The 22,798-nt window shown below is 65.3% G+C and carries 20 protein-coding genes; 11 read left to right on the top strand and 9 right to left on the bottom strand.

The features are described 5' to 3' along the window. Positions 1-27: 27 nt before the first annotated feature. The 6 genes from fdhD to apbC form a co-directional block, all read right to left on the bottom strand. Positions 28-936 carry a formate dehydrogenase accessory sulfurtransferase FdhD gene (gene fdhD / locus CLU86_RS02810; protein WP_099740527.1) on the bottom strand — a complete coding sequence of 303 codons (909 nt, stop codon included), beginning with the start codon at positions 934-936 and terminating at the stop codon, positions 28-30. After that, positions 933-1,229 carry a hypothetical protein gene (locus CLU86_RS02805; protein ID WP_233194752.1) on the bottom strand — a complete coding sequence of 99 codons (297 nt, stop codon included), beginning with the start codon at positions 1,227-1,229 and terminating at the stop codon, positions 933-935. Before CLU86_RS02805 ends, fdhD begins: the two co-directional genes overlap by 4 nt. Further along, positions 1,226-3,574 (bottom strand): FdhF/YdeP family oxidoreductase, encoded by a 2,349-nt coding sequence (locus CLU86_RS02800; protein ID WP_099740526.1) that lies wholly within the window; start codon positions 3,572-3,574, stop codon positions 1,226-1,228. The genes CLU86_RS02805 and CLU86_RS02800 overlap by 4 nt, the downstream gene beginning before the upstream one ends. Positions 3,575-3,728: 154 nt before the next feature. Next, complete coding sequence (locus CLU86_RS02795) at positions 3,729-5,408, bottom strand: OFA family MFS transporter (protein WP_099740525.1); 1,680 nt, start codon at positions 5,406-5,408, stop codon at positions 3,729-3,731. A gap of 181 nt (positions 5,409-5,589) precedes the next feature. Next, on the bottom strand, positions 5,590-6,534 hold the full coding sequence (locus CLU86_RS02790; RefSeq protein ID WP_099740524.1) for a LysR substrate-binding domain-containing protein: 945 nt from the start codon (positions 6,532-6,534) through the stop codon (positions 5,590-5,592). 182 nt (positions 6,535-6,716) lie between these two features. Next, positions 6,717-7,808, bottom strand: coding sequence for an iron-sulfur cluster carrier protein ApbC (gene apbC / locus CLU86_RS02785; protein WP_099740523.1), 1,092 nt, complete (start codon positions 7,806-7,808; stop codon positions 6,717-6,719). Positions 7,809-8,010: 202 nt separating this feature from the next. Between apbC and CLU86_RS02780 the strand changes: the two genes are divergently transcribed. The 3 genes from CLU86_RS02780 to metG all read left to right on the top strand — a co-directional run bounded on the left by CLU86_RS02780 (position 8,011) and on the right by metG (position 12,414). Beyond that, entirely contained in the window at positions 8,011-8,568 is a 558-nt protein-coding gene (locus CLU86_RS02780) for a restriction endonuclease (RefSeq protein WP_099743236.1), read from the top strand. Between the two features lie 407 nt (positions 8,569-8,975). Then, a complete protein-coding gene (locus CLU86_RS02775; RefSeq protein WP_099658500.1) occupies positions 8,976-10,226 on the top strand; it encodes a patatin-like phospholipase family protein in 1,251 nt (416 codons plus the stop codon). Positions 10,227-10,314: 88 nt separating this feature from the next. Next, positions 10,315-12,414, top strand: a complete 2,100-nt coding sequence (metG, locus tag CLU86_RS02770; protein ID WP_099740522.1) for a methionine--tRNA ligase — start codon at positions 10,315-10,317, stop codon at positions 12,412-12,414. A 92-nt stretch (positions 12,415-12,506) separates the two neighbouring features. Here the strand turns inward: metG and CLU86_RS02765 are convergent, their stop codons facing one another. From CLU86_RS02765 to CLU86_RS02755, 3 genes are all read right to left on the bottom strand, one after another. Then, the gene (locus tag CLU86_RS02765; RefSeq protein WP_099740521.1) at positions 12,507-13,844 is read right to left on the bottom strand and encodes a hypothetical protein; all 1,338 of its coding nucleotides are present in this window, start codon (positions 13,842-13,844) and stop codon (positions 12,507-12,509) included. Between the two features lie 219 nt (positions 13,845-14,063). Then, positions 14,064-14,705 carry a YitT family protein gene (locus CLU86_RS02760; RefSeq protein ID WP_099740520.1) on the bottom strand — a complete coding sequence of 214 codons (642 nt, stop codon included), beginning with the start codon at positions 14,703-14,705 and terminating at the stop codon, positions 14,064-14,066. A 236-nt stretch (positions 14,706-14,941) separates the two neighbouring features. Then, complete coding sequence (locus tag CLU86_RS02755; protein ID WP_199175078.1) at positions 14,942-15,490, bottom strand: outer membrane protein assembly factor BamE; 549 nt, start codon at positions 15,488-15,490, stop codon at positions 14,942-14,944. Between the two features lie 42 nt (positions 15,491-15,532). On the opposite strand from CLU86_RS02755, the gene CLU86_RS02750 reads away from it, so the two are divergent. The 8 genes from CLU86_RS02750 to bioF all read left to right on the top strand — a co-directional run bounded on the left by CLU86_RS02750 (position 15,533) and on the right by bioF (position 22,775). Further along, a complete protein-coding gene (locus tag CLU86_RS02750; protein WP_099658497.1) occupies positions 15,533-15,739 on the top strand; it encodes a DUF3460 family protein in 207 nt (68 codons plus the stop codon). Positions 15,740-15,823: 84 nt separating this feature from the next. Then, positions 15,824-16,690, top strand: coding sequence for a ScpA family protein (locus tag CLU86_RS02745; protein WP_369803800.1), 867 nt, complete (start codon positions 15,824-15,826; stop codon positions 16,688-16,690). Between the two features lie 136 nt (positions 16,691-16,826). Continuing rightward, complete coding sequence (gene nadB, locus CLU86_RS02740) at positions 16,827-18,416, top strand: L-aspartate oxidase (RefSeq protein WP_099743234.1); 1,590 nt, start codon at positions 16,827-16,829, stop codon at positions 18,414-18,416. Beyond that, positions 18,413-19,048, top strand: a complete 636-nt coding sequence (gene queE, locus CLU86_RS02735; RefSeq protein ID WP_099740519.1) for a 7-carboxy-7-deazaguanine synthase — start codon at positions 18,413-18,415, stop codon at positions 19,046-19,048. Before nadB ends, queE begins: the two co-directional genes overlap by 4 nt. A 66-nt stretch (positions 19,049-19,114) precedes the next feature. Further along, positions 19,115-19,489: a 6-carboxytetrahydropterin synthase gene (locus tag CLU86_RS02730; RefSeq protein ID WP_066783393.1), complete on the top strand. Its 375-nt coding sequence runs from the start codon at positions 19,115-19,117 to the stop codon at positions 19,487-19,489. Positions 19,490-19,504: 15 nt separating this feature from the next. Next, entirely contained in the window at positions 19,505-20,845 is a 1,341-nt protein-coding gene (gene bioA / locus CLU86_RS02725; protein ID WP_099740518.1) for an adenosylmethionine--8-amino-7-oxononanoate transaminase, read from the top strand. Then, positions 20,842-21,519 (top strand): dethiobiotin synthase, encoded by a 678-nt coding sequence (bioD, locus tag CLU86_RS02720; RefSeq protein ID WP_099740517.1) that lies wholly within the window; start codon positions 20,842-20,844, stop codon positions 21,517-21,519. The genes bioA and bioD overlap by 4 nt, the downstream gene beginning before the upstream one ends. Next, on the top strand, positions 21,516-22,775 hold the full coding sequence (gene bioF, locus CLU86_RS02715) for an 8-amino-7-oxononanoate synthase (RefSeq protein ID WP_099740516.1): 1,260 nt from the start codon (positions 21,516-21,518) through the stop codon (positions 22,773-22,775). Before bioD ends, bioF begins: the two co-directional genes overlap by 4 nt. Positions 22,776-22,798: the final 23 nt, after the last annotated feature.

The raw sequence follows: 22,798 nt of genomic DNA, 5'->3' as shown, positions 1-22,798 counted from the left end.
CCTAACGGCCTTGTCTAAGCACCTGTTCTAAGCCCCTGCCGCATACAGAATGGCCCGCGGTGAGCGGCACAGCCCCCACAAGCGAACTCCGGCCAACTCGGCCAATTGCACCCCCGTGGCAGTCGGTGCAGAGATGGTGGCCAGGGCACTGATGCCCACGCGGGCGCATTTGCGCACCAGCTCGTGGCTGCCGCGGCTGGTGAGCACGACGAAGCCGGGCTCCGACAGGCGCCCCTCGCGGGCCAGGGCACCGATGAGTTTGTCGAGCGCGTTGTGCCGCCCCACGTCTTCGCACACCAGCATCAACTGCCCGTCCAGATTAGCCCAACCTGCGGCGTGCAAGGACCCCGCCTGGGCGTTGACCCACTGCCGGGCCCGCAGCACATCGAAGGCGCGCAGCACCGTGGCAACATCCACTTGCGGAACCCAAGGCTTGGCGGGCAAACGCTCCGGGGTCATGTCCAGCGCGGCCAGGCTTTCCACACCGCACACACCGCAGCCCGTGCGGCCCGACAGGCTGCGGCGGCGCTGCTTCAGGCGCTCAAAGCAGCGCACCGAGATGTCCATGCGCACCTCGACCGCCGAAACACCGGGGGGCAACACGGCCGTCCCGCTGTCCACGGTATGCAGCTCCATGCCACGACAGTCCTCCGGGCGGTCCAAAATGCCCTCGCTCAAGGCAAAGCCCAAGGCAAAGGCTTCCAGCTGGTCCGGTGTGGCCATCATCACGGCGTGCGACACCCCGTTGAACACCATGGCCACCGGCACTTCTGCCGCCAGCCAGTCCGGGCGCTGTGCACCGTCTGCGGACAAGCCCGCTTCGCCAAACACGCGCACCGGGCGCTCATGCACCACGGGCAGGGTCAATGCGGCCTCTGCATCTTGGGGACTGCACACCAGCCCGGCGTCCACCCCAAACTCCATCTGCGCACTCATGCCAGCTCCTGCGTGGGCGATGCGCCCGGTGCGTCAGTCACCAGGGCCACCGCCTCCAGGCCTTGCGGGGTGATTCGCGCCACCCAGCGCCCGTCCTCTTGGCGCAGGTCCACCCATCCAGGCCCCGCCTGCCCGGCAATGGAGGCTGTGCCCATAACAGCCAGCTGGCGCATGAGCACGCTCCCGCTCTGCCCCAACCGCTTGCCCAGGCGAGGCAAAGACACCGGGGCATGCTCGGCTGCCAGCATCTGCAAAATCTCGCAGGCCAAGGGATCGGTAGGGATGTGTGTCAAGCCAATGCCCCTGCCGCAGCGCCTGTTGCACCGCTCTCTGCACCAGCCTCTGCCCCGGTGGTGGCCACATGCCGCACCAGCACCACCGGAATGGACTTGGACGTGGGCGTACCGGCCACATCGGCCACTGCCGTCAGGGGCACCAATGGGTTGGTCTCAGGGTAATAGGCGGCCAAATTGCCCCGAGGAATGTCATACGCCACCAGCTTGAAGCGGTCGGCACGGCGTTCTTGCCCATCGCTCCACAGGGTCTGGATGTCCACCCAGTCGCCGTCCTTCATGCCCAACTCGCGAATGTCCTCGGCATGGATGAACACCACGCGGCGCTGGCCGTAGACCCCACGGTAGCGGTCGTCCATGCCGTAAATGGTGGTGTTGTACTGGTCGTGCGAGCGGGTGGTGAGCAAGGTGAACACCACCGTGTCGCGCACCCGCTCGCGCGCCAGGTGCGACGGTGTATCGCGGGGCACGGGGTGCGTGTAGAAGCTGGCCTTGCCCGACGCCGTGGTCCAGACCCGCTCGCTGGCCGTGTTGCGCAGCCTGAATCCGCCCGGCGCCGCCACACGGGTGTTGAAGTCTTTGAAATCGGGAAACACCTGCTCGATCAGATCGCGGATGCGGCGGTAGTCCTCCACCAGCCACAGCCAAGGCGTGTTGCTGCGCCCCTCCAGCGTGGCCGCAGCCAGTCGGGCCACGATGGCGGGCTCGGACAGCAGCTGCTCGGACGCCGGGGGGTTGATGCCCATGGACAGGTGCACCATGCTCATCGAGTCTTCCACCGTCACGCCCTGCGCGCCACTGGCCTGCATGTCGATTTCGGTACGGCCCAGGCACGGCAGGATCAGTGCTTCGCGCCCGTGCACCAGATGGCTGCGGTTGAGCTTGGTGGTGACATGCACGGTGAGATCGCAGCGCTGCAGGGCTTTCCAGGTTTCGTAAGTGTCTGGCGTGGCGGCGGCAAAGTTGCCGCCCAGCGCAAAAAACACCTTGCCCTGCCCCGCCAGCATCTGGCCAATGGCCTCCACCGTGTCCACACCGGGTTTGCGCGGCGGCTCAAAGCCAAACACATCGCGCAGCTTGTCCAGCAAGGCGGCAGGCGGCTTCTCCCAGATGCCCATGGTGCGGTCACCCTGCACATTGCTGTGACCGCGCACCGGGCAAGGCCCCGCCCCCTCGCGCCCCACATTGCCGCGCATCATCAGCCAGCCCACGATGGCCTGGATGGTGGCCACGGAGTACTTGTGCTGCGTGATGCCCATACCCCAGCAAGCGATCACGTTCTTGGCGCCGATGTAGATGTCACCCGCCGCACGGATCTGTGCCTCGGTCAGGCCCGACTCCTGCTCCAGCAGCGCCCACGACTCGGCCCGCAAGTCAGCAGCCAGTGCCTCAAAGCCCGTGGTGTGTTCGGCAATGAAAGCGTGGTCCAACACCCCGCCGCGCTGGTCTTCCTGCTCCAGCACATGCTTCATCATGCCTTTGACGGCCGCGAAATCGCCCCCCACGCGCAACTGGAAGTAGTGCGTGCTGATGGGCGACGAGCCCAGGGTGGCCATCTCCATCTTGTTTTGCGGGTCGGCAAAGCGCTCCAACCCACGCTCGCGCAGGGGGTTGAAGCTCACGATGCGCGCGCCGCGCTTGTGGGCGTCGCGCAGCTCGGCCAGCATGCGGGGGTGGTTGGTGCCAGGGTTCTGGCCAAAAATGAAAATCGCGTCGGCACACTCAAAGTCGTGCAGCGTGACGGTGCCCTTGCCCACGCCAATTTGCGGGCGCATGCCACTGCCGCTGGGCTCGTGGCACATGTTCGAGCAATCCGGGAAATTGTTGGTGCCGTATTGGCGCACGAACAACTGGTACAAAAACGCAGCCTCGTTGCTGGCCCGGCCCGAGGTGTAAAAAATCGCCTGGTTCGGATCTGGCAGCGCGTTGAGATGGCGTGCGATGAGCGCAAACGCGTCGTCCCAGGCAATGGGCTGGTAGCGGTCTGAGGGCGCGTCGTACACCATGGGCTGCGTCAGCCGCCCCTGGTCTTCCAGCCAAAAATCGCTTTGCGTTTGCAGATCGGCCACGGTGTGCTGGGCGAAAAACTCCGCACCTGCGCGGCGCTCCGTGGCTTCGGCCGCCACGGCCTTGGCGCCGTTCTCACAAAACTCGAAGGTCGATGCGTGGTTGCGATCGGGCCAGGCACAACCTGGGCAATCAAACCCATCGGGCTGGTTGGCCGACAGCAAGGTCTTCGCTCCCTTGAGGGGGATGTCCTGGCGCAGCAGCGTGTTCTTCACGCTGTTCAAAGCACCCCAGCCACCGGCCGGGCCTTTGTAAAACTCAATTTTTTCTTGTTTCATCGCCGTCTCCCGGACTGAACGAAAACCCAAAGGCGCTGCAGCAGGCCCCCCCCAAGACGAGGAACCTGCTGTGCGCCCACATCACTGCTTGTACTGCCACCCCAGCGCGAGTGCGGGCGCCTGCACCCAGCGCCCACGGCTCGCGCAAGGTCATTCACTGAAAGAACTTGGCGGCGCTCAACAACGTCTTGTAAGTGCCCCAGGCCAGCGGCAAGCCCACCGCCAGCCAGGCCAGCACCACCACAGCGGTGCTGGTGCGCTCTGTGCTGTTGCCACCCGCCCCCACTTCTGCGGCCACGGCCTTGTCGTGGGCCAGTTTCTTCTCGTGGGCCAGCTCGGCGTCGGTCATGAAGTGCTTGTCGGCCACGGGGCGCACCAGCAGGTTGGCAATCAAGCCCACCACCAGCATGCCCACCAGGATGTACATGGTCTGGTTATAGACCTGCTCGCGCGGAATGCCCAGGCCCAACTGGTATTCACGCATGTAGTTGACCACCACCGGGCCCAAAATACCCGCCGTGGCCCACGCAGTGAGCAAGCGGCCATGGATGGCGCCCACCATTTGCGTGCCAAACAGGTCGGCCAGGTAGGCAGGCACGGTGGCAAAACCACCACCGTACATCGACAAGATGACGCAGAACGCGCCCACAAACAGCAGCTTGCTGCCCGCACCGGCCGACGAAGGAATGCTGAAGTACAGCAGGCCACCCAGCACAAAGAACACGGTGTAAGTGAGCTTGCGGCCCAGCTTGTCTGACAGACTGGCCCAGAAGAAGCGGCCGCCGATGTTGAACAGCGACAGCAGCGCCGTGAAGCCACCGGCCACGGCCGCGATGGCGGACAGCTCTTCCTTGCTCAGCTCGGAGAACTTCTTGCCGATGCCCACCAGGCCACCGCCAAACACTTCCTGCAGCATGGGGCTGGCCATGCCGATCACGCCAATGCCGGCCGACACGTTCATGCACAGCACCACCCACACCAGCCAGAACTGGGGAATGCCCCATACCTTCTTCACGTGCACATGGCGCTGCGTGATCATGGCGTTGGCCGTGAGCGTGGCCGGCGGCGTCCAGCCTGCGGGCTTCCAGCCACTGGGTGGCACGCGGTAGCCCAGGGCCCCGGCCATCATGAACGCAAAGTACACCAGCGCCATGACCACAAAGGTCTGCATCACACCGGCATCGGTGGGGGTGGCGAAGAACTTCATCAACTCCACCGCCAGGGGCGAGCCAATCATGGCGCCACCACCAAAGCCCATGATGGCCATGCCGGTGGCCATGCCACGGCGGTCGGGGAACCACTTGATCAGTGTGGACACGGGCGAGATGTAGCCCAGCCCCAGCCCAATGCCGCCGATGACACCCGAGCCCAAAATCATCATCCAGAACTGGTGGGTGTGGATGCCCAGGGCCGACAGCAGCATGCCGCCGCACCAGCACACGGCCGACACCACCCCGGCCTTGCGGGGGCCCGCCCGCTCCAGCCAGCCGCCCCAGATGGCCGCAGAGCAGCCCAGGAACACAAAGAACAGCGTGTACATCCAGCCCAGCGTGGCCACGGTCCAGTCGCACTGCGTGGTGAACAACTGGGTGAAAAAGCCCACCTCCTTGCCGCAGGCCGCACCGGCACCCGCCGTTTGCAGCGCCTTGGACAGCGGCAGCCAGAACACGGAAAAGCCGTAGGCCATGCCAATGCACAGGTGGATGGCCAAGGCTGCCGGTGGCACCAGCCAGCGGTTAAAGCCTGGGCCGGCAATGATGCGCTCCTTGCTCAGAAAACCCGGTGCGGCCGAATCCTCTTGAACCAAAGGCAAGCTTGCAGTGGAAGCTGTCATGTATTTCCTCTCCCTTTCGCGCCGTCACGGCGTTGTTTCTTGATGCAAATCAAAATCAGGAGCGGAGTTTCAGTAAAGCGGCAACCGGGCGTCAAATTAAATCAAAGCATCGCTTGATTCATGCAGCGAATGTATGCAGCACGGTGCATAACCAAGCCCTCAGTCACTGCCCAAGCATGGGCTAGTGCGCCAGGTCTCCACAGTGGTCGCTCAACTGCGCTTGCCACTCGGGGGACTCCAGCAGCGCCAGCGCGGCCTCCAGCGCCCGCGAAGTGCGGGGGCCGCGCTGGGTCATGAAGCCAATGGGGGTGCGCACATCGGGCTCCACCAGGGGCAGCGCCTCCAGGCCACGCTCGCTGCGCACCGCGGCCACCATGGCGCTGGGCAAGATGCTGCACACCTGGCCCGCCGCCACGCTCAGCACCAGGGTCAGCACCGAATTCGTCTCAATGGCAGGCACCACGGGCGCCCCTGCCTCGCCCAGGGCCTGGTCGATGATGAAGCGGTTGTGCATCTCAGCCGTCAGCAGGCACAGCGGCAACTGCCCTGCCTCGCGCCATGCCATGGGCGGTCCAATGCGCAGGTGGTCGGGGGCAGGCTCTGCGGCGCGGCGCAGCAGGTAATAGCGCTCGGTGCACTGCGGCCACGACCGCAAGTTGGCGCGCTGCGCCTGCATGCGCTCGCTGTAGCCCGCCGCAAGGTCGATGGAGAGGTCTTCCAGCCCCTGTTCCAGCTCCAGCGAACTCATCGACAGCACGACCGAGGCAATGCCCGGGTGGCGGGCCTGCAGCAGCGCCGCAAAGCGCGACAGCACCGGCACCGCCGTGGGGGTGGATGCCATGCGAAGGCAGCCACGCGGCATGTCTTGCAAGCTGCTCAGCTCCTGGCGCAGCACCTCGCTCTCGCGCAGCATGCGCTGCGCGGTGGTGAGCACCGCCTGGCCTTCATGCGTGAGCCCCACATACGCGCGCCCCCGTTGCACGATGACCACGCCAAACTCCTCCTCCAGCGACCGCAGGGCGTTGGAGAGCGCGGGCTGTGTGATGTGGCAGGCCTGCGCCGCCCGGCCAAAGTGCCGGTGCTCGTGCAGCGCCACCAGGTAGCGCAGGGACGCGAGCAGGTTCATGGAGTTACGCCTTGCCTGCGCACAAAGAGGGCGCGCGGCTTGCCCACCCAAGCTGCGGGGTCGGCACCACCAGCACCGCAGGTACCTCTTGCAAGGGCGATCCGCTCATAAAATTAAAGGCTTTTAGGCCGCTAGCGCTCTACCAATCAGCGCAAGAAGCTATCGATTCAATAGCAAAACACTCAGGTGTTCTTGCTGATCGAGATGGTCGGGAATTTGTTGGAAAAGTCCTTGGCCTGCTGGGCGATCTTCACCGCCACGTCGCGGGCCACCTTCTTGTAGATCTGGGCGACTTCGCCATCGGGGTCGGCCACCACGGTGGGCTTTCCGCTGTCGGCCTGCAGGCGGATGCTCATGTTCAGCGGCAGCGCGCCCAGGTAGTCCATGCCGTAGTCCGCCGCCATCTTCTTGCCGCCGTCGGCGCCAAAGATGTGCTCCACATGGCCGCAGTTGCTGCACACGTGGGCGGCCATGTTCTCGACGATGCCCAGAATGGGCACGCCCACCTTCTCGAACATCTTGATGCCCTTCTTGGCGTCCAGCAGGGCGATGTCCTGCGGCGTGGTCACGATGACGGCGCCGGTCATGGGCACGCGCTGGCTCAGGGTGAGCTGGATGTCGCCGGTGCCGGGGGGCATGTCGATGATGAGGTAATCCAGGTCTTTCCAGTTGGTCTGGCGCAGCAGCTGCTCCAGCGCCTGCGTGGCCATGGGGCCGCGCCAGATCATGGCTTCGTCCTGGTCCACCAAAAAGCCGATGGACATGACCTGCACGCCGTAGTTCTCCAGCGGCTCCATGGTCTTGCCGTCTTCGCTCTCGGGGCGGCGGTTGATGCCCAGCATCATGGGCTGGCTGGGGCCGTAGATGTCGGCGTCCAGCACGCCTACGCTGGCGCCCTCGGCGGCCAGGGCCAGGGCCAGGTTGGCAGCCGTGGTGCTTTTGCCCACGCCGCCTTTGCCCGAGGCCACGGCGATGATGTTTTTGACCTGGGGCAGCAGCTGCACGCCGCGCTGCACGGCATGGGCAATCACCTTGGTGGTGATGTTGACCGACACGTTGTCCACGCCCGCCACGCCCTTGGCGGCGGCCACCAGGCTGCGGCGCAGCTCGGGCACCAGGCTCTTGGCGGGGTAGCCCAGTTCCACGTCAAAGGCCACATCGCCACCGGTGATCTGCACATTGCGCAGGGCGCGCGTGCTCACAAAATCCTTGCCCGTGTGGGGGTCCAGCACGCTGGAGAGTGCGGCCAAAAGGCCCTGTTCGGTGACTGCCATTCAAATAACTCCTGTGGGGGCCAGTAGTCTATCCAAGAGGCTTTCACTGGTTTTTACTGGGGGCAAGCCACCTTCTGCGGTGGCCGAAACACCGTTGCAACCACACCAACGTGCCCGCCAACCCCTGCACCTGCACGACAATGCGCACCCATTGACCCTACCGCCCCCAACGCCAGAGCGAGACGCCACCGTGAAACTCAAGATGTCCGAAAACTCCCTGTTTGCCCTGCTGCTGCGCTCGCCGTGGTGGATCAGCTTTGTGCTGGTGGCGGCCCTTGCGCTGGTGTCCCGGGCCTTGCTGCCTGCGGAATACTTTGTGCTCGGGGCGCTCAGCGGTTTTCCGCTGTTTGTGGTGGGCTGCATCGCGGCCTGGCGGCAGCTGCGCGCACCCAGCGCAGCCAAGGTGCAGCAAATGCTGGACAGCACCCAGTCCATGCCCTGGAGCGCCCTCTCCCAGGCACTCACCCACGCCTGGGTGGGCCAGGGGTTTGACGTGAATGTGGCGTCCAAAGGGCCGGTGGACCTGCGCCTGACCAAGGGCGAACAGACCATTTTGGTCAGCGCCAAGCGCTGGAAGGCCGCCACGCACGGCATCGAGCCCCTGCGCGAGCTATACAACGCCATGCAGGCCCAAAACGCCCAGGGCGCCCTCTATGTGGCGGGCCAAGGCAGCGTGAGCGAAAGCGCCGCCCTGTTTGCCCGCGACCACGGCATCACCCTCGTGCAAGGCCCCGCACTGGCGGCGCTGTTGCTCGGCTGAGACACGGGCCCGCAGCGCCACGGCATCTACGGGTTTTCACAAACCAAAGCGGGGCCCCGCGCAGCACACTTTGGGCATCCTGTCCGCTGTAAGAACCTGTTCAAAATCTTTTTTGGGGATCGCATTGGAGTGCAATCGGGATGAGTGGATGCCCCGGCTGCGCAGCATGGGCTCATGCCCATACTGCGCAGCCGGGGCGTTCAATCGCCCGATTTCACTCCAACCCGTAGGGCAAGTGCCTTGCCGGGCGGTCTGCGTTGTTGCGGTGCTTGCCAATAGCCGAGCTATTGGCTGCCCACCGCGCCTAGCAGTCCATCCCCGCAAGGCACTTGTGCGACCCCAAAAAGATCTTGAACAGGTTCTAACAACCCACGGGCAGACCCGCTTGCACACCCACGGTTTTCGACATGCCCCACCGCGACCCGCCTGAGCCCCCCCAAACCCCGTCCACCGGCCTGCTCCTGACCGGCGGCGGCGCCCGCGCTGCCTACCAGGTGGGCGTGCTCGAAGCCATCGCCGACCTGCGTCTGGCCTGCGGCGCGGGGCAGCAACCCAACCCGTTTCCCATCATCACCGGCACCTCGGCCGGGGCCATCAACGCAGCGGCGCTGGCCTGCGGGGCCGACAACTTTGACCGCGCCGTGCGCCGCATTGCCCGCGTGTGGCGGCAGTTCCACGCCAGCCAGGTGTACGGCGCCGATTCACTGAGCGTGATGCGCAGCGGCGCGCGCTGGCTCACGCTGGTCTCTCTGGGCTGGGCCCTGGCCCGCTGGCGGCGCATGCGGCCCAAATCGCTGCTGGACAACGCACCGCTCGAGAAGCTGCTGGTCAAGATGGTGCCCCTGGTGCGCCTGCCGCGCCTCATCCGCAGGGGGCACCTCAAGGCGCTGGCCGTCACGGCGTCCAGCTACAGCTCGGGCGAGCACGTCACGTTTTTTGAGTCAGCCGAGGCGGTGCAGCCCTGGGTGCGCTCGCAGCGCAAAGCTGCGCGTGACCGCATCACGCACGAGCACCTGCTCGCCTCCTCGGCCATTCCGTTCATATTCCCGGCCAAGGGCATCGAGGTGGACGACCACGTCGAATACTTTGGCGACGGCTCCATGCGCCAGTCCGCGCCCATCGCGCCCGCCATCCATCTGGGGGCGGAGCGCATCCTAGTCATCGGCGCCGGGCGCATGCATGAGCCCAAGGGCGACACCGCCGCCAACCCCACGACCAACTACCCCACGCTGGCGCAAATTGCGGGGCACGCGCTGTCCAACATCTTTCTGGACGCACTGTCAGTGGACGTGGAGCGGGTGCAGCGCATCAACCAGACGCTGTCCCTCATCCCCGAGGAAAAACGCACCCACAGCTCCCTGCGCCCCATCGAGCTGCTGGTGATTGCCCCCTCGCAGCGGCTGGACGCCGTGGCAGCGCGCCACGTGGGCGACTTGCCCACGCCGGTGCGCACCATGCTGGGCGCCTTGGGCGTCACCTCCAACATGGCCGATGTGCGCGGCGCGGCGCTGGCCAGTTACCTGCTGTTTGAAGCGGGCTACACCCAGGAGCTGATGGCCCTGGGCCGCGCCGACACCCTGGCCATGCGCGCCGAGGTATGCCGGTTTTTTGGCTGGAACGACACCGGCGCCGAAATCAAGACGCGACTGCACCAGTAACGCGGGCCCACATCCCGCGCCCCCATCGGCGGCAGCCGCTCTGGCACTCGCCTAAAATCGCTGGTTCCGCCTGAGAAAGTGTTCCCCCATGTCGTCACCCGCACGCAAACTCTTCGTTACCACCGCCCTGCCGTACGCCAACGGCAACTTCCACATCGGCCACATCATGGAATACATCCAGGCCGACATCTGGGTGCGGTATCAGCGAATGCAGGGCAACGCGGTGAATTTCGTGGGTGCGGACGACACCCACGGCGCGCCCATCATGATTGCCGCTGAAAAAGCGGGCAAGACACCCCAGCAGTTCGTGGCCGACATCGCCGCGGGCCGCAAGCAGTACCTGGACGGTTTTCACATCAGCTTTGACAACTGGCACAGCACCGATGCGCCCGAAAACCACGAGCTGGCCCGCCAGATCTACCGCGACCTGCGCGACCGTGCGGATGGCTCGCTCATTGAAGTGCGCACCATCGAGCAGTTCTTCGACCCCGAGAAGAACATGTTCCTGCCCGACCGCTACATCAAGGGCGAGTGCCCCAAGTGCCACGCCAAAGACCAGTACGGCGACAACTGCGAGGTCTGCGGCTCGGTGTATGCACCCACCGACCTCATCAACCCCTTCTCGGCCCTGTCGGGCGCCAAGCCCGAGCTCAAGCACTCCGAGCATTTCTTCTTCAAGCTCTCTGACCCACGCTGCGTCGAGTTCCTGGAAAAGTGGACGCAGGACGGCAAGCTGCAGCCCGAGGTGGCCAACAAGATCAAGGAGTGGTTCACCGTCCGCACCAACCCCGACGGCACCACCAGCGAAGGCCTGGGCGACTGGGACATCAGCCGCGACGCGCCCTACTTCGGCATCGAGATCCCCGATGCGCCGGGCAAGTACTTCTACGTGTGGCTGGATGCCCCCGTGGGCTATCTGGCCTCGCTGAAAAACCTGCTGGAAAAGCGCGGCGAAAGCTACGACGCCTACATGGCCGACCCGGCCATGGAGCAGTACCACTTCATCGGCAAGGACATCGTCACCTTCCACACCCTGTTCTGGCCCGCCATGCTGCACTTCAGCGGCCGCAAGACGCCCAACAACGTCTTCGTGCACGGCTTCCTCACGGTGAACAACGGCGAGAAGATGAGCAAGAGCCGCGGCACCGGCCTGGACCCGCTCAAGTACCTGAGCCTGGGCATGAACGCCGAGTGGCTGCGCTACTACCTGGCCGCCAAGCTGTCGGCACGCAACGAAGACATCGACTTCAACGCCGAAGACTTCATGCTGCGGGTGAACAGCGATTTGATCGGAAAGTACGTGAACATTGCCAGCCGTGCGGCGGGCTTTTTGACCAAGCGCTTTGACGGCAAGCTGACCAGCGATTTCGGAACCACCGGAGCCGCCCTGCTGGCCGAGGTGCGCGGTGCGGGCGATGCCATCGCACAGATGTACGAAACGCGCGAATACAGCAAGGCCACGCGCGAGATCATGCAACTGGCCGACAAGGTCAACGCCTACGTGGACCAGAACAAACCCTGGGACCTGGCCAAGGACGCGGCCAACAACGAGGCACTGCACCAGGTCTGCTCGGTGCTGATCAACACCTTTGCCACACTCACCCGCTACCTCTCGCCCGTGCTGCCCGGCCTGGCGCAGGCAGTGCAGTCGTTTGTGGGGGTGGACATGCAGCAATGGAATGTGGCGGGCAATGTGCAAGCCATCCAGCCCTACCAACACCTGATGCAACGCGTGACCCCTGAGCAGCTTGAGGCCTTGTTTGAGGCCCCAGCGCAAGCAGAACAAGCGCCAGCAGCTACAGAAACCGTAGCAGCCAGTGCCCACCCCGGCGGCGAAGAACTTGCCCCCACCATCACCATCGACGACTTCACCAAGATCGACCTGCGCATTGCGCTGATCGTGAACTGCGAAGCCGTGGAGGGATCGACCAAGCTGCTGCGCCTGACACTGGACGTGGGCGAAGGCCGCACGCGCAACGTGTTCAGCGGCATCGCCAGCGCCTACAAGCCCGAAGACTTGGTGGGCAAGCACACCGTGATGGTGGCCAACCTGGCCCCGCGCAAGATGAAGTTTGGCGTGAGCGAAGGCATGGTGCTGGCCGCCAGCCATGGCGACGAAAAAGCCAACCCCGGCATCTACGTGCTCAACCCCTGGCCCGGCGCCACGCCCGGCATGCGCGTGCGCTGATCGCTACGATTGCCACAGACGAAAAGGCCCTCACTGCGAGGGCCTTTTTTCTTGCCCAAAGAGACCGGCAAGTACCCGGCGGATATCACTGCTCAGGCTGAGTCTTCTTGCCCCACCCGCGCCAACAGCAGCGCCAGAAGCTCCGGAATGTCGAATACCTCTGTGGCTTCGTCTTGAGCATCGCTACTGCGGCAAGCCCTGGAAAAACGCCATGGCTCTCCCGGCCCCAATCCATGGAGATGCAGTACTTCGCCGGACTCCAGCCACAGCACGGGGACGAGCACACGGCAGCCGGCGGCCATGCAGGCAGCCGCCTCGGCGCGCCCGGCCTCAGGGACAAAATCCGCCTCCCAAGCCAGCAATAGGGTGGAGTCATCCACACGCTGCAGGGTCTCGGGCTGGGCGAAAGGTGCGAGAGCTTGGAGCCCCTCGTTTGCCACATCCAGCGATATCGCGGCACTGGCCTGCGGCCGCGCGCCAAGAAAGCGCTCGACGCCACGAGAGTGCGCCGCCGTCGGGCTTCTCACCAAGCAAAAGAAACCGGTGCCGACCAGGCCAGCACCTGGCTGAGCCAAAGGGACGGGCACAGGCACAGGCGCTACCGCCGCCGTTTCACTGGTGTCCACTGCGCTCGCTGCCAAAGGGTGCGTGAACACGATCGCACCGTGCTCAACCCTCAGGCGCTGGTCTTGTGGGATGGCGTGGTAGACCGTGTCCAGCAAAGCCAGCAGGTTCGCCCCCCACTGGCGCCGAAAGTAGCGCTCGCAGAAATCGATGACGCGGTGATCCTGGTACCCGAGTGGCTCCTGCGCCTGACCGCTGAACAAATCTGTGGCCAGGTTGTGGATGCTCTCCATGTCCTTGCCAAGACCGACAAAGTGCTCGACGCCCTCCCAACAGTCGACGACCAAGGCGTTCTCGGTGGTACCGCGATAGCAGGCCAGGGAGAGAAACTTGGAAAACATGCTGCCACACAGATGCTGGAACGCCGTGGCGGAGATAACTTGCGGCAAAGCGCGCACCAGGCAACGAATGCGCGCATGCAGGTCCGGGCCAGGCTGATGAGCCCGAGGGCCGTCGAAATAGCGCACCAGTTCGATGGCCATATCGGTGACCGATGCCTGCTTGTAGTGCTGGAGGATGGCTGCGAACGCCCCCTCACTGACCACCGGCGATGCAAGGCAGAGGTAGGCATGGACGTACGTGCCCAGCGGATTGATGCGGCTGATGAGTTCACCCGGATCGCGGATGCGCTCATCGCGGGCTTCAATCTGGCCTTCAAAGCACAGACGCTTCAGCGCGGGGCCAAATGTTTTCTTTTTGAACTCGCCCAATTCAACGTTCGCAAGAATGTCGTCATACAGACGCTCGCGCTCTGGAGTTCGCAGGGCCGCATCGGCAGGATAGATTTGAATGAAATCAGAGGTCATGGGCCAGAGATGGTGTTCAGCAGGCAACGGGCCAGCCCGATGTGGTGCGACGTGGTGGTCGGTGCATATCTGCAACGTCGAGGAATTCTAGTGAGCAGCCTGCGCTTGGGACTGGACAACTTGTCCAGCGTTGCGCGCTGCAGCTGCGGACACCACCGATACTGACGCACGGCGAACCCAAAACCACAGGGCCGCCGTCACACTGAAGTCAATGTGGAGTCAACCGCCCACGTACCGCCCCGGGCGGTGGCTGATCCACAAAAACACGCCCATCACCACGGCGGCCAGCACCGAATAGAACACCCGCTCCAGCGGCACCACAAACAGGGCCAGCAGCAGGACCACGCAGTCAATCGCCAACTGCACCTTGCCTGCGCGCACGCCGTAGCGGTTTTGCATGTACAGCGACACGATGGTGGCGCCCCCCAGGCTGGAGCGGTGCCGCGCCAGGAACAGGCAGCCCGTGCCCAGCAGCAGCCCGCCCAGCAGCGAGGCAAACAGCGGATTGATGTAGCTGACCTGCATCACATGCGGGAACAGCTCGGTCAACAGCGACAGCAGCGCCACGCAAAGGAAGGTCTTGAGCGTGAACTCGCGGCCCATGCGCGTCCAGGCAAACCAGTAAAACGGCAGGTTCACCACAAAGAACAGCTTGCCGAACGAAATATCGGTGACGTAGTGCAGCAAAAACGCAATGCCCGCCGTGCTGCCGATGAGCAACCCGGCCTGGTTGAACAGCATGAGCGCCATGGCCACAAACAGGGTGCCCGAGAACAGGGCTTGCGCATCTTCGTAAGTGCCGTGGCGCAAAGACACCACGGGGCCCGGGGCGGGCGGAATGCCGGATTCAGCAGGAGACATGGAAAAAACTCTTGATTTTGAAAATGGAGGGCCAGGACCTTGTGAGCCCCAACGCCATTGGCCCCTGTCACGGGAGCACGAGAACACAAGCAAGCAGCGCGCCAAACGCCAGCTTGCCCAGTGGCATGCAGCGCCCAGCGCCGCAATTGCTATCAAATAAATAGCTTCTAGCGCTTATGGTTAAAGCGCTAGAGCCTATTTTCTTCTATTTTCAAAATCCAACAGCGCACCGGGCCCTACTTGCCACCGCCCTTGAACTCAGGCGCATCCAGATCGTCACCGGTCTGGGTGCGGACCACGCGCAAGTCCGGGCCGTGCACCACGGTGAACACTTTGGGCGAAGGGCTGCCATCGGCAAAGCGCCAGTCCACTGCCGTTTCATTTTTGAGGGCGTAGTGCGCTGTCTTGGCAGGCTTGCCCAGCAGGCGGCGCACCTCGGCCATGGGCATGCCGGGCTGCACCCGGGCAAAGTTGTCGGGGGTCAGCACCTGGCGCACAGCGGCCACCTTGCCATCGGGCCCCAGGGTGATCATGTAGTTGACCTGGCCTGCAGGCTGGCGGTTGTACTCCAGCGTGCGGCCCCCATCGGCCTCGTTCCATACGTTTTCAGGCGCGCCAAAGCGGTCGCGCACATCGGCCTCGGTCGATTGGCCCGGTTGCAGCTCGCTGATGCGCTGCGGATCACAGCCGCCGGTGGCCAGCAAAACCAGGGCCGCGAAGACGGGGGTCAATGCGGCGGAGACTGCGGCGGTGGCAGCGCTTTGGGCGCGTCGAAAAAATGGCATGGCGTCGTCCCGGTAAAATCCAGCAAAAGAGGTTAACAGTCCATGTCCATTTTCCGCCGCCCCGATTACCAATCCGACGCTACCCAGTTCATCAACCAGCTCAAGGCCACCAAGCCCGAGCTGGACCAGCAACAGCAGACAGGCCGCGCCCTGCTGTGGGACAAGCAGGTCGACCGCACCCTGTGGGGCGACTACCGCCAAGGCCAGGTTGCCCAAAAGCCCTACGTCTACCAGACCAACGCGGACTGACGTCTTGCGGCTGGCAGTTGCAACGAAATTGGCACCTAGCGCTTGTACAAAAAGCGCTAGCAGCTACACATTTCATAGCAAATCATGAGCAGCGCCAGCCCCCAGCCCGCCGCCGACGTGGCAGATGCACTGGCAGCCACGGCGGCCAGCGGCATGCCCAATGTGATCGACCAGGTGGCGCTGGCGCGCCTGTATGGCGAGCCGCTGTTTGCGCTGCCCACCGACCTGTACATCCCGCCCGACGCGCTCGAAGTCTTCCTCGAAGCCTTTGAAGGCCCGCTGGATTTGCTGCTGTACCTGATCCGCAAGCAGAACTTCAACATCCTCGACATCCCCATGGTGGGGGTCACCAAGCAGTATTTGGTGTACGTGGACGAGATCCGCAGCCGCAACCTGGAGCTGGCAGCCGAGTATTTGCTGATGGCGGCGATGCTCATCGAGATCAAGTCGCGCATGCTGCTGCCGCCCAAGAAGCAGGCCGAGGGCGAGGAGCCCGAAGACCCGCGCGCCGAGCTGGTGCGCCGCCTGCTCGAATACGAGCAAATGAAGATGGCCGCTGCCCGCCTGGGGCAGCTGCCGCAGTACGGCCGCGACTTCCTCAAGGCCCAGGTCTACATCGAGCAAAGCCTGCAACCGCGCTTTCCCGATGTGCACGTGGTGGAGCTGCAAGACGCCTGGCGCGACATTCTGAAACGCGCCAAGCTCGTGCAGCACCACAAGATCACCCGCGAAGAACTGAGCGTGCGCGAATACATGAGCATGGTGCTCAAGACCCTGCAAGGCCGCCGCTTTGTGGAGTTTGAAGAGCTCTTCGAGCCCGCAAAAGGCAGCACCGTGCTGGTGGTCACGTTCATCGCCCTGCTGGAGCTGGCCAAAGAGACGCTGATCGAGATCACGCAGGCCGAAGCGTTTGCGCCCATTTACGTGCGCCTTGCTTACACCCCCGTATGACACCCCCTGAGCGGCTACGCCGCTTCCCCCTCTCTCGCAGCGCGGGAGGGGGATGCCACCGGTGGTCTGGCAAAGCCAGCTCCACGGTGGCCCCGGCATGGCGCAGCGCCAGTTTCAACGGCAACTGACACCTTCTATGGCATCCCACGACTTTGACGTTCTCATCGTAGGCAGCGGCCTCGCCGGTCTCTCGGCAGCCCTGCACCTGGCACCCACACACCGCGTGGCGGTCATCACCAAGCGCACGCTGCAAGACGGCTCCAGCGCCTGGGCCCAGGGCGGTATTGCCGCCGTGCTGGCCGATGACGACAGCTTTGCCGCGCACATCGAAGACACGCTGGTGGCCGGTGCGGGCCTGTGCGACCTGGCCACCACACGGTTTGTGGTGGAGAACGCGCCCGAATCCATCGCCTGGCTGCGCGGCCTGGGCGTGCCCTTCACGCTCGAAGGCGACCAGCTGCACCTCACGCGCGAAGGCGGCCATAGCGCGCGCCGCATTGCCCACGTCACCGACGCCACCGGCGCCGCCGTGCAGCGCACGCTGATCGACGTGGTGCGCAGCACACCGGGCATCACCCTGTTTGAGCAGCACACGCTGGTGGACCTGATCACCACACGCAAGCTGGGCTTGCCCAGCAACCGCTGCCTGGGCCTGTATGCGCTGGACAGCGACACGGACGAAGTCGTCACCTTCCGCGCGCCGCAGACTATTTTGGCCACCGGCGGCGCGGGCAAGGTGTACCTGTACACCACCAACCCCGACACCGCCACGGGCGATGGCATTGCCGCCGCCTGGCGCGCGGGCTGCCGCGTGGCCAATATGGAGTTCATCCAGTTCCACCCCACAGGGCTGTACCACCCGCACGAAAAGTCCTTCCTCATCAGCGAGGCCGTGCGCGGTGAAGGCGGCAAGCTGCTGCTGCCCCCATCGGCGGGCGGTACGCGCTTCATGCTCGACCACGACCCGCGCGCCGAACTGGCCCCGCGCGACGTGGTGGCCCGAGCCATCGACTTTGAGATGAAAAAACACGGGCTCGATTGCGTGCACCTCGACATTTCGCACCAGAGCCCGGAGTTCCTGCAAGAGCACTTTCCGAACATCCTCGCGCACTGCGTGTCGCTGGGCATCGACATCACCAAAGAGCCCATCCCCGTGGTACCCACCGCGCACTTCACCTGCGGCGGCGTGCTGACCGACCTGGCGGGCCGCACCGACCTGCCCGGCCTGTACGCCGTGGGCGAAGTGGCCTGCACCGGCCTGCACGGCGCCAACCGCCTGGCCAGCAACTCGCTGCTCGAATGCATGGTGTTTGCGCGTGCGGCCGCCCAGGCCATTGCCGCCGCCCCCACCTCCACGCTGCCTGCCGTGCCCGCCTGGGACGACAGCCGCGTGACCGATGCGGATGAGTCCGTCGTCATCTCCCACAACTGGGACGAGCTGCGCCGCTTCATGTGGGACTACGTGGGCATCGTGCGCACCAACAAGCGGCTGGAGCGCGCCGCCCACCGCATTGCCATGTTGCAGGGCGAGATCCAGGAGTTCTACGCGCACTTCCACATCACGCGCGATTTGCTGGAGCTGCGCAACCTGGTGCAGGTGGCCGACCTGATCGTGAAGAGCGCCCAGCTGCGCCGCGAAAGCCGAGGCCTGCACTACAGCCGCGACTACCCCGACATGGCTGCCCCCGCTGCCCCCACCCTCTTAGTCCCTCCGGTGGCCCGATGACCTACAGCGTCAAAGAAATTTTTTACACCTTGCAAGGCGAAGGCGGCCAGGCGGGCGCGCCCGCAGTGTTCTGCCGCTTTGCGGGCTGCAACCTCTGGACGGGCCGTGAGCAGGACCGCGCGCAGGCCATCTGCCAGTTCTGCGACACCGACTTTGTGGGCACCGACGGCACGCTGGGTGGCAAGTTTGAGACGGCTGCGCTGCTGGCGCAAACCATCGCCGCGCAATGGCCCGTGGGCGCAGGCCACCGCTTGGTGGTACTGACCGGTGGCGAGCCCCTGCTGCAGGTCGATACCGCACTCATCGACGCGCTGCACGCGCAGCAGTTCCGCATCGCCGTCGAAAGCAACGGCACCGTGAAGGCCCCCGAAGGCATCGACTGGCTGTGCATCAGCCCCAAGGCAGGCGCCCCCTTTGTGCAGCGCAGCGGGCAAGAGCTGAAACTGGTGTGGCCTCAACCCGGGTTCGACCTGCCAACGCTGGAGCAAGACACCGACTTTGCCCACCGCTACCTGCAGCCCATGGACGGGCCCCTGCAACGCCAAAACACCGCCCTGTGCATAGACACCTGCATGCGCCACCCCGCCTGGCGCCTGAGCCTGCAAACCCACAAGCTGACCGGGATTCGTTGATCCGACGCCATTGCGGACTCCCACCTTCCTGCTCCCGTTGAACCGGCCTCTGCCCCCTTTTTTGCCATGCAACTGACCATTCGCCAACGCTTTTTCTTCGATGCCGCGCACACCCTGCGCCGTGAGATCGAGGCCGAGGGCAGCCGCCGCATCCACGGCCACACCTACCACGCCGAAGTGGCCCTGACCGGCCCACTCGACCCTGCCACCGGCATGGTGCAAGACCTGGGCCATCTGCGCGCGCGCCTGGCCGAAGTGCGCGAACAGCTCGACCACCACTTTCTGGACGAAGTGCCTGGCCTGGGCGTGCCCACGCTAGAGCACCTGTGCCTTTTCATCGCCCGTGCCGTGGCCGACCTGCACCCCAGCCAGGTGCGCGTGTGGCGCGATGCCGTGGGCGACGCGTGCACGCTGGACCTGCCCCAGGCACCCAGCGCCTGACCCAGCCTGCACGCCATGACCATGCCCCTTGCCTCCCTCGCCGAACGCAGCCTGGCCCACGTGTGGCACCCCTGCACGCAAATGAAGCGCCATGAGGCGCAGCCCCCCATTGCCATCGCCCGGGCCCAAGGGCCCTGGCTGCATGCCGAGGACGGCCAACGCTACCTGGACGGCATCAGCTCGTGGTGGGTCAACCTGTTCGGGCACAGCCACCCGCACATCAAGGCCGCGCTGACCGATCAGCTCGACAAGCTCGACCACGTCATGCTGGCGGGCTTCACGCATGCGCCGGTGGTGGAGCTGTCCGAGCGCCTGGGCGCCCTCACCGGCCTGGGCCATGCGTTCTACGGTAGCGACGGCGCATCGGCCACCGAAATCGCGCTGAAGATGAGTGCGCACTACTGGCGCAACTGCGGCCGCCCCGGCAAGAGCCGCTTCATCGGCCTGGCAGGGGGCTACCACGGTGAAACCGTGGGCGCCCTGGCCGTCACGGACATCCCGCTGTTTCGCGAGGCCTACGCCCCGCTGGTGCGCCTGGCCGCCACCGTGCCCAGCCCCGACGCCCGCCAGGCCCAGCCGGGCGAGACCGCCGCAGACGTGGCCCGCCGCGCCGCCGCCGCGCTGGAGCACTGGCTGCAAGAGCACCATGCCGACACCGCCGCCCTGATCGTCGAGCCCCTGATGCAATGCGCCGCAGGCATGGCGATGCACGATGCCGAGTACCTGCGCCTGGCCCGAGCCCTGTGCAGCCGCTACGAGGTGCACCTGGTGGTGGACGAAATCGCGGTGGGCTTTGGCCGCACCGGCACGATGTTTGCCCACCAGCAGGCGGGCATCCAGCCTGATTTCATTTGCCTGTCCAAAGGCATCACCGGCGGCACGCTGCCGCTGTCGGCCGTGCTCACCACCGATGCGGTGTACGCAGCGTTCTACGACGACAGCGTGGCCCGTGGCTTTTTGCACTCGCACTCGTACACCGGCAACCCGTTGGCATGCCGCGCCGCGGTGGCCACGCTGGAGCTGTTTGAGCAACTGGACACGCTGACCGCCAACGCCGCCCTGGCACAGCGTATCGACGCGGCCTGCGCGCCCCTCACCCACCACCCCCGTGTGCGCCACGCCCGGCGCCTGGGCATGATCTGGGCGTGGGACGTGGACACCACGCTGCCCGACTTTGCCCGCCGCTACCACCAGCACGCACTGGCGCAGGGGCTGTTGCTGCGGCCCATCTCCAACGGCACAGGCCACACCCTGTATGCCATGCCGCCCTATGTACTGGACGACGAAGCCGTGCAGTGCCTGGCCACAGGCGCGCTCCATGCCCTGCACGCCACCCTGGCACAGGATCCCGCATGACCGCCTGCTTTGTGGTGGGCACCGACACGGGCGTGGGCAAAACCCATGTCTCCTGCGCGTTGCTGCAGGCCATGGCACAGCACCACCGCCGCGTGGTGGGCATGAAGCCCGTGGCTGCAGGCGTGGTGCCCTGGGGCGAGGGCTGGGCCAGCGAGGACAGCATCGCCCTGCGGGCGGCGTCCACCATCGCCGTGCCCCCTGAGCTGGACACACCGGTGCTGCTGCCCGATCCCCTGTCACCCCACATTGCCGCCGCACGCGCAGGGGTGCAGATCGACATCGCGGCCATCGCGCAGGCCTACCAGGCACTGTCCCTGCAAGCCGATGCGGTGGTGGTTGAAGGGGCCGGTGGCTTTCATGTGCCGCTGTCGCCAACCGAGACCGGGGCCGACCTGGCCGTGGCGCTGAATCTGCCCATGGTGCTTGTCGTAGGCCTGCGACTGGGCTGCCTCAACCACGCCCTGCTGACGGCCGAGGCCATTGCCGCACGCGGGCTGACGCTGGCAGGCTGGGTGGCCAACCGGGTGGACCCAGACATGCTGGCGCCCGAGGAGAACATTGCCTGGCTGCAGCAGCGCCTGGGCGCCCCGCCGTTGGCCGACATCCCCTGGGGCGAACACACCGCCCACAGCCTGGCAGCCCACTTTCAACTGCCCGCAGATTGGACCCGATGAACACCTCTGCCACCACCCCTGCCCTCCCAGCCACTTCACCGACGGCATCCTGGCTGGACGAGCTGCCCGGCCGCATCGCGGACCTGAAGGACGGGCACCTGCTGCGCGTGCGCCGCACCGTGGCCCCGGCGGGCGGCGCCATGCTGCAAATCGACGGCCAGCCCATGCTGGCCTTTTGCAGCAACGATTACCTGGGCCTGGCCAGCCACCCCGCGCTGGCCACTGCCGCGTGCGAGGCCGCCCACGCCTACGGCTTGGGCTCGGGCGGCTCGCCCCTGGTCAGCGGGCACAGCACGGCCAATGCGCTGCTCGAGCATGACCTGGCCCGCTTTGTGGGCCTGCCGCGTGCGCTGTACTTTTACGCGGGCTATGCCACCAACGTGGGCATCATCCCCGCGCTGGTGGGTGCGGGCGATGCCTTGTTCTCGGATGCACTCAACCACGCCTGCCTGATCGACGGCGCGCGCCTGTCGCGGGCCACCATCCACCGCTACCCACATGCCGACCTGACCGCACTGGAAGCTGCCCTGGCCAGCAGCCCCGCGCAGCGCAAGCTGGTGGTGACCGATGCTGTCTTCAGCATGGACGGTGATGTGGCCGACATTCCGGCCCTGCTGGCGCTGTGTGAGCGCTACGACGCGCTGCTGCTCATAGACGACGCCCATGGCTTTGGTGTGCTGGGGGCACCCGGCCAGGAAGGGCGCGGCACGCTGGCGCACTTTGGGCTAACGGGCGAGAACGCCTCGCCCCGCATCCTGTACATGGCCACCCTGGGCAAGGCCGCAGGCGTGGCCGGTGCGTTTGTGGCGGGCAGTGAGGTGCTGGTGGAATGGCTGCTGCAAAAAACCCGCAGCTACATCTTTGCCACCGCCGCCCCCGCCCTGCTGGCCAAGGCGCTGCAGGCCAGCGTGCAGGTGATGCAGACCGAGACCTGGCGCTACACGCACCTGCAGCAGCTCATCGCCCGCCTGCGCGCGGGGCTGGCCCCGCTGCTGGCGCGCACGCCGTGGCAGCTCATGCCGTCGCACACGCCCATCCAGCCGCTGGTGATTGGCAGCAATGCAGCCGCCCTGGCCGCCATGGAGGCGCTGCGATCACGCGGCCTGTGGGTGCCCGCCATTCGCCCGCCCACCGTGCCAGAGGGCACTGCGCGGCTGCGCATCGCGTTGTCGGCGGCCCACACACCGTTTGACATCGACCGGCTGGTGCAAGCCCTGGCCGAGCACGCGGACTCTCTTCTTGCCCCAGCATCCTAGATTCTGTTCCATACCGAAAGCGA

It is taken from the genome of Acidovorax sp. 62, from assembly GCF_002754495.1.
Lineage (GTDB): Bacteria > Pseudomonadota > Gammaproteobacteria > Burkholderiales > Burkholderiaceae_C > Acidovorax.
The sequence above is the reverse complement of the archived record's forward strand: the minus strand, read 5'-3'. Positions and strand labels throughout refer to the sequence as shown.